The sequence below is a fragment of the Bacillus sp. FDAARGOS_527 genome (assembly GCF_003812125.1).
GTDB lineage: Bacteria > Bacillota > Bacilli > Bacillales > Bacillaceae_G > Bacillus_A > Bacillus_A paranthracis.
Genome location: NZ_CP033795.1, coordinates 2633871 through 2648659, shown reverse-complemented (window position 1 = coordinate 2648659; position 14789 = coordinate 2633871). Strand labels below are relative to the sequence as shown.

Here is a 14789-nt window from a genome sequence, read left to right as displayed (position 1 = left end):
TTATAGTATCGGATAGAAAACGCTAGAAGGAATCATATTCAGCTTTTATAACTGTTTACATAATAAAGTTATGCTGTGTTCGTTGTCCTAAAATACAAGTCATATATCTTGTATCCTCTCATAAATTTAAACATAGGAATTTGTCTACAAAGGTGGCGAAGCCTCATCATGAAAATTCGAATTTGTGCCACATTCATGTTGTTTCTATTTATATGGTTACATCCTTTTTGGACTTTTGCAAAAGGAGAGGAGGCAAAGGAAAGGGTCGTTTCACTTGTATATGATGATTCGGGCAGCATGAGAAATAACGATCGCTGGAAATATGCCAATTATGCTTTGCAAAGTTTAGTTGCGCTATTAGATGAAAAAGATAAATTTTCTTACGTTCCAATGAGCAAGCCGAATGATCCATTAAACATTTCGTTAACGAAGGATAAGAGACAAACGGAAATTGAGGGAATTGGAGCGTGGAAAACGTATTTAAATACTCCGTTTAGCGCAGTAGAAACGGCGATGCAATCTATAAAAAAGGAAGCAGATATAGATGGGAAACGTGAATTTTGGCTTATTGTCTTAACTGACGGGGCATTTAATGATTTAGAGAAAGATAAGATTGGCGGAAAAGAACAAATTACACAAAAGTTAGCACAGTTTAAGAAAGAAATGGATGCAAAAAAGATATCGTTACATCCAATTTTAATTACGATGGAAGAGGATTTAGGACAGCAAGAAAAGGCACAACTAAATACGTTTAAAGAAATATGGAAGAAAGAGATAAATGGAGTTACGATGCCATCTAGTGGAGAGGATGGTATTGTAAAAAGCGTCAATCAAGTGGCGGCATTAGTTGCAAATCGTGATCCGTTCTCCTCTGTTGAATCGATTGTAAAAACGAAAGTAGTAGGGAAGAAAGTAGAGATTACAACACCATTTCCGTTAAAACGTATGACGCTTGTGCGACAATCGCCTTCTTTGTCTAATTATCAGGTCACACAAATTTCTAAACCATTACAATTACAATCTTCTTTTTCCATACATGCACCAGGTGAAGCGAAATTGTTCGGAAATATAGTTCATATCAGTACGGAAAATGAAGAAGTTATTAAACCAGGAACGTATACGATAGAAGTGGATCGAGATATTGAGAAAGAAGGGTTACAAGTACTAGTCGAACCGGCGCTTAATTATACTGTTTCTACTTATGACAAAGAGGATAAGGATAGAAAAAATGTTGAGGAAATGTATGAAGGTGTGACAGCTGTTATTGAAGCAAAACCTACTGAGTTGCCAGTTCAGTCTTCTTACTTTCAGGCAGAAGTAGAAATAGGCGGAAAGCAATATGCGATGAAGTGGGACGATAAAAGACATGTATTTTATTACGAAACGAAGCTTACTAAAGGATTAGTACGCGGGAAAGTTCATATGAACATAAAAGGATTTTACAGACAGACGAAAGAATTTAAAATCGAAACAACGAAAAAGCCTAAATTATCTCTTCGAACTGTCACGAAAGATTATGAAGAAAAAGTAACGAATTTAGAGAGTAGTAAACCATTTATTATACAACCACAGTTAGATGATAAGCCGATGACAGAAGAGGCTGTAAAAAAACTATTAAAATCTACTGGTGTCACATCTAAACAATCCATCAACTATGAAATAAAACAACATGGTAATCAAATTTATATTTATCCTCGACCTCATTACTCCGACACGTTCAATTTTACAGATACCGGCACCGTAGAAGCTACCATCGTAGTGCAGGATTCAAAGTTACAAGAAGTAAAGAAAAACATAAAACTCCACATTCAAGATGCACCGTTTTATGAAAAGTATGCGCTTATTTTTAAGTTTGTTATTCCTATCACTTTATTACTGTTAATAGTAGGAATAATCGTTTTAGGATGGATTGTCCGTCCGAGATTTCATCGTAAAGCACTATTGTATTACGAATGGGATCAAGAGGTAGCGAAAGATTGGTTATATCAATCTGAGCCAGAATTACTGAAAAATAAATGGTGGAAGCATTATTTTGGTATTCCGTTTAGGGCAGAAAGAAAGACTGTGCAATCCGTTACGTTTATAGCGAAGAAAGGATCAAAATCGATATTTGTAGCGAAAGAGTCACAAGTAGTAGGAATGATTATTGATGGGATGTTTATAACAGAGGATGAGGTTGGAATGGAACATAAGACACTATATCCAAATGAACTTTTAGTAATTGATAGAGGATATGGTAAGGAGATTTACAAATACGAGTGTGAATAGTAGGTGGGGAGAAGAGGAGAATGTTATCTTTCCCTCCTCTTTTCAAACAAGCAAGAATAGGAAGGTGGTTCACATGACGTTACAAGTTCCAACGATATTAATTGGTTTAGGTGGAATCGGTAGTACTGTGACACATCAAATATATGAAAGACTGCCTGAGGAGCGTCGAAAAAAGGTAGCAATGCACGTATTTGATACAGATGTGAATACATTGAGTAAATTTGATCATATTCGAAAGTTTAAGACGCAAACGAGTTCGAGCAAAACGCCTAGGGAGTATATTGCAGGAGATCCAACGATTCCAGAATGGTTTCCGATGGACCCGACTATACTTGATAAACCACTGACAGAAGGGGCAGGACAGTTACGCGTTATTTCCCGTTTAGCGTTACGTGCTGCGATGAAAGAAGATAAACTCACGTCCTTTTGGCAAGAAATTGAGAAGATTTTTCCAGTTACGAGCGATCAAACAGAATATGGAGTGCGTGTCATTATCGTAACATCACTAGCGGGCGGAACAGGTTCAGGAATGTTTCTACAAATTGCATTATATTTACGTGAAATGCTTCGGAAAAAACTGCAGCATCACAACATTTTAATACGCGGTGCATTTCTAATGCCAGATGTGTTAGTGAAGACGAGAACGGTTAGTGCGAAAGAGTTTGAAACGGTGCAAGCAAATGGCTATGCCTCGTTAAAAGAATTACATGCTATTACGCTTGGCTCTACTGGAGAATTATCAAAACGCGGCGGGGTTACGATTGAATTAGAGTATCGACCGGATCAAGTAGATGAAGACGGAAGAACGAATCATACAATTAAACAACATCATTTACCGTACAATTATTGTTTCTTATATGATTACGAAAATTTACATGGACACCATCTGCACAATTTATCAGATTATATGGAGCAAATGGCAAATACGATTTATTTACAGTTATTTAGTCCGATGTCCGCAAATCATTTTGCACAGGAAGATAATCAAATTCAGCAATTAGCAGAATCAAGTGGGAAAGGACGATATTGCGGAGCAGGAACGGCAAAGATTATTTATCCATATGAGCATGTGTTAAAATATTGTGCTTTAAAATGGGCCGTGCAAGGTTTAGATGAATCGTGGCTTCATTTAGATCAATTGTTTCAAGAGAAGAAGCATAGATATGACCAAGATGTAAAACGTGGTATGCAGCGTGAAAAGCCAGAGCGCGGGAAAAGTTATTTAGAAGATTTAGAACATCTTGCTACTCGTCCAGAGCAGGCTCATATTTTCTATAGACAAATGTACAATGAAACGCGTGAAGGAGCAGAAGGCGGTAAGGTTGGTGTTGCGAAATCTAAACTGTTTTTAGAAGCTGTAGAAAGCTATGTACAGCGTACGGTACAAAAAGACGAGGAATTAAATCGTCTGCAGCATGAGTGTAAAATTTCGGCTGCGAAACTGAAAATGATGGAACAAATGAAAGGTGAAGTAGCAAGGGTCGATCATGCGGTTCGTTTATATGCGTATGCGATTCCGAGCCGTGTACATGAACATGTAACGACACTTTTATATGACATGATTGAATCAGACCGTTTTTCACCGAGTGGTTCTGAAGGCCAGTCATATCAATTAAATACATGGTTTTTAAAGAAAACAGATCCAGTTCATCCAGTAGCAGCTCGTTTTATGTTGTATGAAATTCGAAAGCAGTTAGTGGAAAAAATGAATCGACTACATGAAAATAATGAACAAAAGCGTAATTTAATTCAAAACTACGATAAGAAATTTAATGTGAGTAACATTGATGGAACGGTAACAGCTGTACGCCGAGTAGAAATTGCGCAACAACAAGGTTGGTTCGGAAAAATGATTAATAACCAGCAGCGTTTATTTAAAAAGGAATTTGAAGATATTGTAACGCAGTACGTACACAAATTAAACGAATACCGTAAAGAAATGCTATTAGAACTCGTTTATCAATCGCTATATCAAGCAGTTAATAAAATGATTCAATATTGGGAAAGGTTTTTTGATAATTTACATGAAACACGTGAAAATTTATTGTTCGAAATTCAAAAACGAAGCAAAGAATTTGAAGGGAAAACAAACCCAACGAATGTATACGTATTAGCGGAAGAGAAGTTACAAGAAAAGATATGGCAAGATATGCAACAACATTTAAATTTAGGTGTATTACCGAAAGATATATCAGCAGAAATTTATATGAGCTTATACGGGGAATATTGCCGGGATGCGAAAACAGAAGAGATTCAATCGAAAAAGGTAGAAGACTTTTATCGTGAGCACATACTAAGTTATTGCTATGATGAATTACAAATACGCTATCGCGATAAATTAGAGCTGAATATCGTTGAGGCATTACGAAAAGAAGCGGATTATAAGAATCGTGATCGTGATGAATATGTTCGTGAAAAAATTGAAGACTTGTTCCATTTAGCAAGTCCATTCGTGCCGAAAGTTTCTCATCATAGGGAATTACAATATTGGGGTATACATCCATCTTTAAAGAAAGAACTGCAAGAGGAATTAATGCAAGAAATGTTTAAAGAAAAAGATACAGTAAATGAAGCTTTCTCGCCATTTGAAGTCATTTGTTATCGTGCACATTACGGTTTATCACTACAAGACTTTCCTAAGCTTTCGTCTGGACATATTGCAAATGGATTTATGAATGATAAAGGTGATTATTTTCAGTCGTACTATCGCCGTGTAAACAAGTTGAATAGTAAAAAATCTAGTTTAACACCGCATTTAGATAAGTATTGGCACTTACCAGCATTCATGCCAGACTTAAATGCAACGCAAACGAAGTTAGATTATGATAAATGTAATCGAGCTCTTCTATACGCGTATATGTATCGCTGGATAAGTTTAGTTGCTGTTGATGGTCAGTTCGTGTATCAATATAACGGTGTTGGACGTAGCTTCTTAATTCAGTCGATGGGTAAAAATATTTCAAGTGAAAGTTATAAATTACACAGAGCATTGCTTCATAACCCATTTATTTATGAAAACATTTTGTCCAGATTTGAAGAAGAACAAGAAAAGGCGATGATACAAGGTGGACATTTATATACGCATCCATTTGTATTAGGTGCTCAAGATATTAGATGGCTACGTAAAGAGCATGTCCATAATATTTTAGATATGATTTTAATGTATGACCGTGAAGCGAAATATGATCCAACGTTAGAAGAAACTTCTGATGAATTATTAAGACTGTTCCTTGATGAAATTGAGTTATATTTCCAAAACTATTACGGTACAGGTGCCGATATGGTTGCCAAGAAAGAGAAAGAAATGTTTATTAAACAATTGTGGGATCGTTCGTACGCGAAAGGATATGTAGATCCAAATAGTGCGCCTTATAAAAAGTGGCAAAATTTATTAAGCGTTCATGATGAAGAAGAAACGCCAAAAACGAATGTATAATGAATGAAAAGGGAATCCTTAAAAGTGGCAATACAGCTTTAGAAAAGAGGGATTCCGATGCCGTTTTTAGGAAGTGTATATCAAATATTTGGATTGTATCCAGAAATTTATTATGGAATGATTTCAGCTGAGCTTGCAGAGCAGCAAAGATTGGAAGAAGTGGAAAACGAAGAACCAGAAACAGAAGTGTAACTGTATAAGAAGCTTCAAAATAAAGATGATAACACGCTACTTGTTCTTTAAACGTATAAGAACAAGTAGCGTGTTTTTGCTATTTAATAATCCCATTTTCTAAAATTTTAATAGTAGGTGCTACTTTTACGTTAGCTTTTGAAAAGGCACTCGGCCAATCGTCTTCAACTCTTTTCCATTTTTCATATTGAAACGCTCTCGCATAATCACCAAATCCGAATGGATCAAGCTGCTGTTTTTGAATGTTGTGGATTAAATCGTTCAAATCTTTGTTTAGTTGTTTTGTAACAAGAGAAGTTAATTTCTTTCTATCTTTGTCTATATCCATATTGAATGTAAGTTCAGATACAGCGATTTTTAAATTCATTTTAACATTAAATTTGAAGCGGTTATCGCTATAGTCTGTATGGATATCACGATTCATGCTAAGAACATTTATTGTTACGAAATCGCCGCCATCGGTATCTTTTAAATCACTATTACTTTCAACTGAAGTAGAAGGGATTTTCAATGTAAGCGAAACCGGTGTATTCGCTTTCTTTTGTAACAAAAGAAGAAGGGCGCTTTCATAACGATTTAATGACATTTTATAAATTCCGCGAGAAGTTAATAGCGCGGAACCGGTAACGATAACATCTTTTTTACCTTTTTTTATTTCTGAAATAGCAGGTGTTATACCTTTATTAAACGTTTGCCTGTGAAATTCATGGAATGTTGTAAAAACGGTCCGATTGTACAGTTTGTTCGTATTAATTAAATCTGTTAAATACTCGGGAAGGGCAGGCTTGTCTTTAAAGTTATTATATATAACTGAAGAAATTGGACCGTCTACTGCAACCATACGCATGTTTCCAGTGTTTTTAGGATCACGATACCAAACATCAAGGTAAGGCATAGCCCCTTCTTGTTTTAAAAAATTTGTGCTAAATAAAATGAGCTGTAACTTTTCTGTAGATACTAAACCGCCACTTGAACTATTAAACGTTGCTTTTGCTTCTCGAGGTGTACGTACTTTCGCTTCATGTGTTTCGTACTTTTTTTCTACATCTTCATTAAAAATAGGATTTACGTGGTACACAATTAATTTTCCTTTTGCTTTTGCGTCAAAGCCGTAAATTAATGAAATTGATTGTTTTTCTAAGTCTAGCCGATCTCCACAGCCTGTTAAAAAGGTTATGAGAAAGTAAAGTATAGTGAAATGAATAAAGCGTCTCATTTAAATTTTTCTCCTTTTCCAATGCTGATAAAGTGTCATGTATAAGAGAAATACGACTGGAAACAGAAAAACGATAAAATAACTGGCAGTTCCCCAAAAGTCTCGCAAAGCACTTATTTGGTAAGAGGAAGGGATATAAAAGAATAAGACAACAATACACCCGAATAATAAAAACCAAATAGGTAAGGAACTCCCTTTTTTGTTAAGTAATTGATTGATTCCATCTGAAGCGGTAAATATGTAAGGAATGCAAGAATCAAAAATAATGAAGAGATAAAAAGATAAAAAAATAATTTCAAACCGTTCCAGAAATGAAAAGTGAAATGGTGTAACAAGAGAAAGGGTGGGCCATAAAAACTTTGTTATACCATCTGGACTAAAATAAACGAAAGAAACGAACGTGACTTGAAGATAGAGAAATAGTGTAATTAAATTTGCGATAACAATCCCTTTTTTGGCAGAGGATTTGTTATTCAAATAAGGATAAAGGATAAATGCAAACTCAAATCCAAGAAATGCAATAATAGTTGATTTTACGGTGTTTAAAACTGGTATCCAGCCCTCTTTAAGAAGAGGGAGAAGGTATATCCAATGCCCATCTTTAAGAGGGATAAACAATAGTAAAGGCATCCACAGTGTGAAAAACACAGTGAAAACAGCGTAACGACTTATAATAAGAACGCCTTTACATGCGAGCATAAGCATGGGAATAGATAGTAAAATCATAATTAAAAACATTGGAGTTCTAGGTAAAATCCAAATGTGAATAACGTATAAGAGGGAAAAAATTAAGGAAATAGCTGCAAGGACAGCATATAAAATCCAAAAAATCATTCCTGCTCTTCCTAGCCACTTCCCAAGATAACGAGTTAGCACATCGAGTAAAGTATACCCAGGGTGCTTTTCCATGATTTTCACAATACATAGACTGACTAAAGTAGTGATAGCGCATCCAATAATGATAGAAATCCATCCATCTGTATTCGCCCCTTGTGCAACTTCGCGAGGAAGTGTAAGGACACCGAATCCTACTTGAACACCACTAATCGTTAAAATGTATTGAAATAAACTAATCTCCCTCTTTGCATGCTTTGTCACTTCTCTTCCTCCGTTCCTTCTATATCGCGTTGTCGATTCTCTTGTTTTAAGTTAAGGGATAGCGGGCGCTTCTTCATTATTTTCCATGGTAAACGTATAAGAATATCTTTTAAATCCGAAGCAAATAACGGAGAAAAAGGACTACCATAAGGAACACCGAGAGATTCCATAGAAAGTATATGAATAATAATGATTGCCATCCCAACCATAATACCAATGACACCAAATAAAGAGGCAATTATCATCATTGGGAATCGAAGAAGGCGAATTCCTGCAGACATTTCTAGATTAGGGATGATGAAAGAAGCAACTGCAGTAATAGATACGACGATAACCATAACATTACTTACTATTCCTGCTTGAACTGCAGCTTGTCCAATAACAATTCCTCCTACGACACCAATGGTTTGTCCAACGGGTCCAGGAAGCCGAACTGCAGCTTCGCGGAGCATTTCAAGTACTAATTCCATCAAAAGTGCTTCTAATATAGGAGGAAAAGGAATTTTAGCTCGAGATTCTCCAATCGTTAACAATAATTTAAGGGGAATCACTTCATAATGAAAGGAAATCATAGCAATATAAAGAGCAGGAGCAAAAATTGCAATAAATAATCCAGTGAAACGAAGTAATCGTATAAAAGATGGAATCATTGGTCTGAAGCTGTAATCATCTATCGTCTGAAAAAAAGCTGAAAAAGTCATTGGTCCTATTAATACGCCTGGTGAACGATCTACAACAACAGCAATTCGCCCATCCAGAATATGATGTGCTGTTGTGTCAGGGCGTTCAGTTATTGATAATTGCGGAAAGAGAGTATAGGAATTATCTTCAACAAATCCTTCTAATTCTCCGGTAGTAAGAATGGCATCTACTTTGATTGATTCGATGCGGCAGGCCATCTCTTGTACAACATCTTCGTTTGCAATGTCTGCTAAGTACAGCAAAAAAACTTTTGAAGTAGCTCGTTCACCAACAGTGAATTCCTTTACTTTCAATTCGCGATTTGGAATATATCGACGAATAAGTGCAAGGCTGTCGCTCGCTACTTCATTAAATCCTTCGTGTGAGCTTTTTATGGAGCTCTCTGTTGTAGGCTCTTCAATGCTCCTTTTTGGTGCCGCTTGCGTATCAAGCTCTAAAGCGGATAATTGCCCGTTTATAAATAAAATACTTTTGCCGTGTAAAAGAGATTGTTCAATGTCTGTCCACTGTTGAACTTTTTTAATATTTCCGATAGAAACAGAGGCTTCCCAAAAATCGTCTTCATTCCACTCTTTAAACAAGAGAGGACGAAGGATGTTTACGTTAATAACAGTTTTGTCTACAAGTCCTTCCATATATATAAGTGCAGCTTCCTGTCCGTTTTTTAATGGAAAAGTGCGTGTTATTAATTCTGGAATACCGCTAAACAGTTTGGACAAGTGCTTTAAATTAAGGGAAAGGGAAGAAGAGATAAATTTATTTAATGTGTGATCAGCTTGCTCTTGGGTAGAAAAAGATTTTTCACCACGAATCCATTTATTAAAAGACCCCATTTGTTTGCTTACTCCTTGTTATGTTTTATCCCGATTGGTGAGGGTTGATTAAAGTTTCACTTTATATGGGTTATTATGGATAGTTCCAAGCTCACATATGCGTAGTTTAAATTTTATATTGTATATTTTTAACTTTAACGCTATAATTATAGTGTTAAAGATGGAATCGTGATATGACCTGTTATGAATCTATCGTTTTATTTATGAATAAATGGATTGGTATTTTAGCAAGATGTGCTAATAAACTACTCCACCATGATAATAACGTGCCGAAATGTGGTGCGTATATTTTCGTGGTGGAGTTTTTTTATTCTCAAAAAGGGGGAAAGACCATGAATAACAACATGGTTCATATTACAATTGACGGAAAAAAGTATACAGCGGAGCCCGGTTCAACGATATTGGGTGTTATAAATGAGAACGGGATTGAACATCCGCAAATTTGTTACGTGCCAGAAGTAGATCCTATTCAAACATGTGACACTTGTATTGTAGAAGTTGACGGAAAGTTAATGCGCTCTTGTTCGACAGTAGCGACAGAAGGTATGAACATTGAACGTAACTCTACTCGTGCGAAAGAAGCACAAACAGAGGCAATGGATCGGTTATTAGAAAATCATTTATTATACTGTACAGTATGTGACAACAACAATGGGAACTGTAAACTGCATAATACAGCAGAATTAATGGAAATCGAACATCAAAAATATCCTTATGAACCGAAAGTAGATGTAAGTGAAGTTGATATGACGCATCCGTTTTATCGCTATGACCCGAATCAATGTATTGCATGTGGTCAATGCGTTGAGGTGTGTCAAAACTTACAAGTAAATGAAACGTTATCGATAGACTGGGAAGCGGAGCGACCACGAGTGATTTGGGATGAAGGAGTAAATATTAATGATTCTTCATGCGTGAGCTGTGGTCAATGTGTAACGATTTGCCCTTGTAACGCTTTAATGGAAAAAACGATGCTTGGTGAAGCTGGATTTATGACGGGATTAAAACCAGATATTCTTGAACCAATGGTAGATTTAATTAAAGAAGTTGAGCCTGGATATAGCGGTATTTTTGCGGTATCAGAAGTGGAAGCGGCCATGCGTGATACTCGCACGAAGAAAACGAAAACAGTATGTACATTTTGTGGTGTAGGGTGTTCATTTGAAGTGTGGACGAAAGGACGTAAAATTCTTAAAGTACAACCTTCTTCTGATGCGCCAGTTAACGCAATTTCTACTTGTGTAAAAGGAAAATTCGGTTGGGACTTCGTAAATTCTAAAGAACGAATTACGAAACCTTTAATTCGTAAAAATGGAACGTTTGTTGAATCTACATGGGAAGAAGCATTGAATGTAGTTGCAAGTAAATTAGGAGCGATTAAAGAAGAGTACGGAAAAGATGCTATCGGTTTTATTTCTTCATCTAAAATTACGAATGAAGACAATTATGTGATTCAAAAATTAGCTCGACAAGTATTTGAAACGAATAATATTGATAACTGCTCACGTTATTGTCAATCACCAGCGACAGACGGATTATTCCGGACAATTGGTATGGGCGGAGATGCTGGAACGATTAAAGATATTGCACAATCTGGTCTTGTTATTATTGTAGGTTGTAATCCGACAGAAGGTCATCCTGTTTTAGCTACACGTATTAAACGTGCACATAAATTACACGGACAAAAATTAATTGTGGCTGATCTTCGTAAAACAGAAATGGCAGAGCGTTCAGATGTCTTTATTAGTCCAAAACAAGGAACAGATCAAGTATGGTTAATGGCTGTTACGAAATATACGATTGATCAAGGCTGGCACGATCAACGATTTATTGATGAGAATGTAAATTTCTTTGAAGATTTCAAAGAGAGCCTTACAGCATATACACTTGAATATGCAGAAGAAATGACTGGTATTTCAAAAGAAACACTGATTCAAATGGCTGAAATGATTCGTGATGCAGATGGTACATGTATCCTTTGGGGAATGGGGGTAACGCAAAATACAGGTGGATCTGATACTTCCGCTGCGATTTCAAACTTACTACTTGCAACAGGTAATTATCGTCGTCCAGGCGCTGGTGCATATCCGCTTCGAGGTCATAATAACGTACAAGGTGCTTGTGATATGGGTACTTTACCAGGATGGCTTCCTGGATATCAGCACGTTACGAACGATATGGAACGTGCGAAATTTGAAATGGCTTACGGAGTGAAAATTAATAGTGAACCAGGTCTGAATAATATTGAAATGCTTCACGCGATTGACGAAGGGAAAATGAAAGCTATGTATCTTGTTGGAGAAGACATGGCTCTTGTAGACTCTAATGCAAATCATGTACATGAAGTATTATCAAGCCTTGATTTCTTCGTTGTGCAAGATGTTTTCTTATCTAAAACGGCTCAATATGCAGATGTTGTATTACCAGCAGCGCCATCTCTTGAAAAAGAAGGTACTTTCACAAATACAGAGCGTCGTGTTCAAAGACTATATCAAGTTCTTCCTACGCTTGGAGATGCGAAGCCAGACTGGTGGATCGTGCAGGAAGTTGCGAATAAATTAGGTGCAAACTGGAATTATAGCCATCCAAGTGAAATCTTTGCTGAAATGGCAAGTTTATCACCACTATTCTCACAAGCAAACTATGAAGTACTGGAAGGATGGAATAGTTTCCATTGGGGAAGTTTTGACGGCACGAATACACCATTACTTTTCCAAGATGGATTTAACTTCCCAGATAAAAAAGCTCGTTTTGCGATTGCTGACTGGGTGCGCCCAGCTGAATTCCCAGCTGAGTTCGACCTTCATATTAACAATGGTCGTATGCTTGAGCACTTCCATGAAGGGAATATGACAAATAAATCAACAGGTATTCAAACGAAAGTGCCTGGCGTTTTCGTTGAAGTTTCTCCAGCACTTGCAAAAGAACGTGGAGTAAAAACTGGTTCATTAGTCCGTCTTGTCTCTCCGTTTGGAGCGTTAAAATTACGTGCACTTGTAACAAATCGTGTAAAAGCGAATGAGTTATATTTACCGATGAACTCTACAGATAATGAAACAGCAATTAATTTCTTAACAGGTCCTGCCGTTGATACGCGTACGAACACACCTGCTTATAAACAGACGAAAGTGCGTATGGAAGTGCTGGAAATTGAGGGTGAAAATCCGATGCCAAAAGCGAATCCGCGTAATAAAAAACGTCACCCTCAAGCTGGCATTGAGGTACATCGTAAGTGGGCACGTCCAGGGTATGTGCATTTAACGGATAAGTAGGAGGAGAAAAATATGGCTGCACCTATAAAAGTGATTCAAAAACAAGAATTAACTGAGGAAGAAATAAAACAGAAAAAATTAGATGATTTAAAAGAGCTTCTAGTTAATAATGAAGACGCTCTAAATCAAATGTTTAACATTGTAGGGGAATTGAATGATATTGGCATGTTAGAAGCTGCAAATTCTATGCTAAAGGCGAAAGAACCAATCGCAAAGATTGTTCTTGGCCAAGTGACTCGTGAGCCGGTTACAAATTTAATTAATAATATGATGGGGGCTGCGGGTGCTTTAACAGAACTTGACCCGGAACTTACGAAAAAGCTTATAGGTAGCTTATTAGTAGGGCTAGAAGAAGGTAATGAGCATCTAGAGAGTAATAAAAAAGTAGGAGTATTCGATCTTATGAAAGTATTGAAAGATCCGGACATTAACCGTGCTATCGGATTTGGGCTTCATTTCTTAAAAGGTATGGGTAAAGGGTTAAAAGACGAGTAACCTTCACGAAGTGAATCCTTTCGCCCAAATGTTTGTACGAAATAGTTTGGGCGGAAGGCTCATTTTGGTAAAATATATAATAAAGTAAAATGAGGTTTTTTGGGAGGTATAATTGTATGTCAAAAAAAGTACATGAATTTAATGATATGATTCGAAAACTTCGAAAGGAACTTTTCGGAAAAGGGCCAGAACGAATTCATACTGTTTTTGCTGAAAATATGGCGATTGCAACTCTTTACGGAAATTTAACACCTACTGAGAAATTCATTTCAAGTACGATGGACGGTGCGGAAATGGTTCATATGGCTAGAACGAAAATGATTCAAGAAGTGTATGCTGCGAATTCCCGTGAACATTTGGAGGAACTTGTTGGAGCGAAATTAGTGAATTTGTTTTCAGATATGAAAGTAGAAGAAGATATTGCAGTTTCGGTATTTGTTTTTGATAAAAATATAACGTGAGAGAAGGATACTGATCGTGAAACCGATACAGGTAGAAAGAGAAATCTTTCGTTATGAACAAGGGGCGTTTAAGCATATAGAGGACAGCATTGTAACAGAGTTTCCAGTCACGATTAAAATGAACGGACAGGAGTTTGTTACAATGGTTAGTACTCCAGAATATATAGAAGATATGGTAATAGGCTTCCTAGCATCTGAAGGAATTATTCGGAAGTATGAAGATATTGATGACATATGGGTACAAGAGAAAGAAGGATTTGTACATGTCACGACGACAAAAGTAAATCCGTATTACGAACAAATGCAAAATAAACGCTATATTACTTCATGCTGTGGCATGAGTAGACAAGGGTTTGTTTTTGCAAATGATGCATTAAGCGCAAAGAAAATGAATGGCGTTCATGTACAGGTTGCTGCAGAAGACTGTTTTCGATTAATGAAAGAAATGCAGCAATCTGCAGAGACGTTTCATCATACAGGCGGCGTTCATAATGCATCTTTGTGCAATGTGAGTGGTATTATTTTAAGTCGAATGGATATCGGTAGACATAATGCGTTAGATAAAATTTACGGTTATTGCTTAAAAAATAATATTTCTATAAGAGATAAAATCATTGTTTTTAGTGGTCGTATTTCTTCGGAAATACTATTGAAGGTTGCAAAAATTGGTTGTGAAATTATACTGTCAAAATCAGCTCCAACTGAGTTGGCTTTACAGCTAGCTGAAGAATTAGGTATTACTACGATAGGGTTTATTCGGAATGAATCCTTAAATGTATATACGCATCCGGAGCGTGTTTTAAATATAAAATAAGT

At 36.5% G+C, this 14789-nt stretch carries 10 protein-coding genes; 7 read left to right on the top strand and 3 right to left on the bottom strand.

The window, feature by feature from the left end; translation table 11 throughout:
• Positions 1 to 168 precede the first annotated feature (168 nt).
• The 3 genes from EGX95_RS16190 to EGX95_RS16180 all read left to right on the top strand — a co-directional run bounded on the left by EGX95_RS16190 (position 169) and on the right by EGX95_RS16180 (position 5896).
• Positions 169 to 2268: a vWA domain-containing protein gene (locus tag EGX95_RS16190; protein ID WP_000702087.1), complete on the top strand. Its 2100-nt coding sequence runs from the start codon at positions 169 to 171 to the stop codon at positions 2266 to 2268.
• 73 nt (positions 2269 to 2341) lie between these two features.
• A complete protein-coding gene (locus EGX95_RS16185) occupies positions 2342 to 5704 on the top strand; it encodes a tubulin-like doman-containing protein (RefSeq protein WP_000175139.1) in 3363 nt (1120 codons plus the stop codon).
• 57 nt (positions 5705 to 5761) lie between these two features.
• Positions 5762 to 5896, top strand: coding sequence for a hypothetical protein (locus tag EGX95_RS16180; RefSeq protein WP_001116176.1), 135 nt, complete (start codon positions 5762 to 5764; stop codon positions 5894 to 5896).
• A 79-nt stretch (positions 5897 to 5975) separates the two neighbouring features.
• Here EGX95_RS16180 and gerSC read toward each other — a convergent pair whose 3' ends face one another.
• Genes gerSC through gerSA form a run of 3 tightly spaced genes read right to left on the bottom strand, consistent with a single transcriptional unit; the run spans position 5976 to position 9745 of the window.
• Positions 5976 to 7112, bottom strand: a complete 1137-nt coding sequence (gene gerSC / locus EGX95_RS16175) for a spore germination protein GerSC (RefSeq protein WP_001252221.1) — start codon at positions 7110 to 7112, stop codon at positions 5976 to 5978.
• A complete protein-coding gene (locus EGX95_RS16170) occupies positions 7113 to 8210 on the bottom strand; it encodes an endospore germination permease (RefSeq protein ID WP_000160318.1) in 1098 nt (365 codons plus the stop codon).
• Positions 8207 to 9745 (bottom strand): spore germination protein GerSA, encoded by a 1539-nt coding sequence (gerSA, locus tag EGX95_RS16165; RefSeq protein WP_000534508.1) that lies wholly within the window; start codon positions 9743 to 9745, stop codon positions 8207 to 8209. Before gerSA ends, EGX95_RS16170 begins: the two co-directional genes overlap by 4 nt.
• Before the next feature lie 332 nt (positions 9746 to 10077).
• On the opposite strand from gerSA, the gene fdhF reads away from it, so the two are divergent.
• From fdhF to fdhD, 4 genes are all read left to right on the top strand, one after another.
• Complete coding sequence (gene fdhF / locus EGX95_RS16160; protein ID WP_001063646.1) at positions 10078 to 13017, top strand: formate dehydrogenase subunit alpha; 2940 nt, start codon at positions 10078 to 10080, stop codon at positions 13015 to 13017.
• A gap of 12 nt (positions 13018 to 13029) precedes the next feature.
• Positions 13030 to 13512 (top strand): helical membrane plugin domain-containing protein, encoded by a 483-nt coding sequence (locus EGX95_RS16155; protein WP_000729916.1) that lies wholly within the window; start codon positions 13030 to 13032, stop codon positions 13510 to 13512.
• Between the two features lie 116 nt (positions 13513 to 13628).
• Positions 13629 to 13973, top strand: a complete 345-nt coding sequence (locus tag EGX95_RS16150) for a Na-translocating system protein MpsC family protein (protein WP_000039582.1) — start codon at positions 13629 to 13631, stop codon at positions 13971 to 13973.
• A 16-nt stretch (positions 13974 to 13989) separates the two neighbouring features.
• A complete protein-coding gene (gene fdhD, locus EGX95_RS16145) occupies positions 13990 to 14787 on the top strand; it encodes a formate dehydrogenase accessory sulfurtransferase FdhD (protein WP_000802680.1) in 798 nt (265 codons plus the stop codon).
• The last annotated feature ends 2 nt before the right edge of the window (positions 14788 to 14789 follow it).

What these genes read in the sequence shown, in the direction of transcription:
- fdhF (WP_001063646.1), top strand. Translation starts at nt 10,078, where the DNA reads ATGAATAACAACATGGTTCATATTACAATTGACGGAAAAAAGTATACA.
- EGX95_RS16190 (WP_000702087.1), top strand. Translation starts at nt 169, where the DNA reads ATGAAAATTCGAATTTGTGCCACATTCATGTTGTTTCTATTTATATGG.
- gerSA (WP_000534508.1), bottom strand. Translation starts at nt 9,745, where the DNA reads ATGGGGTCTTTTAATAAATGGATTCGTGGTGAAAAATCTTTTTCTACC.
- gerSC (WP_001252221.1), bottom strand. Translation starts at nt 7,112, where the DNA reads ATGAGACGCTTTATTCATTTCACTATACTTTACTTTCTCATAACCTTT.
- EGX95_RS16150 (WP_000039582.1), top strand. Translation starts at nt 13,629, where the DNA reads ATGTCAAAAAAAGTACATGAATTTAATGATATGATTCGAAAACTTCGA.
- EGX95_RS16180 (WP_001116176.1), top strand. Translation starts at nt 5,762, where the DNA reads ATGCCGTTTTTAGGAAGTGTATATCAAATATTTGGATTGTATCCAGAA.
- EGX95_RS16155 (WP_000729916.1), top strand. Translation starts at nt 13,030, where the DNA reads ATGGCTGCACCTATAAAAGTGATTCAAAAACAAGAATTAACTGAGGAA.
- EGX95_RS16185 (WP_000175139.1), top strand. Translation starts at nt 2,342, where the DNA reads ATGACGTTACAAGTTCCAACGATATTAATTGGTTTAGGTGGAATCGGT.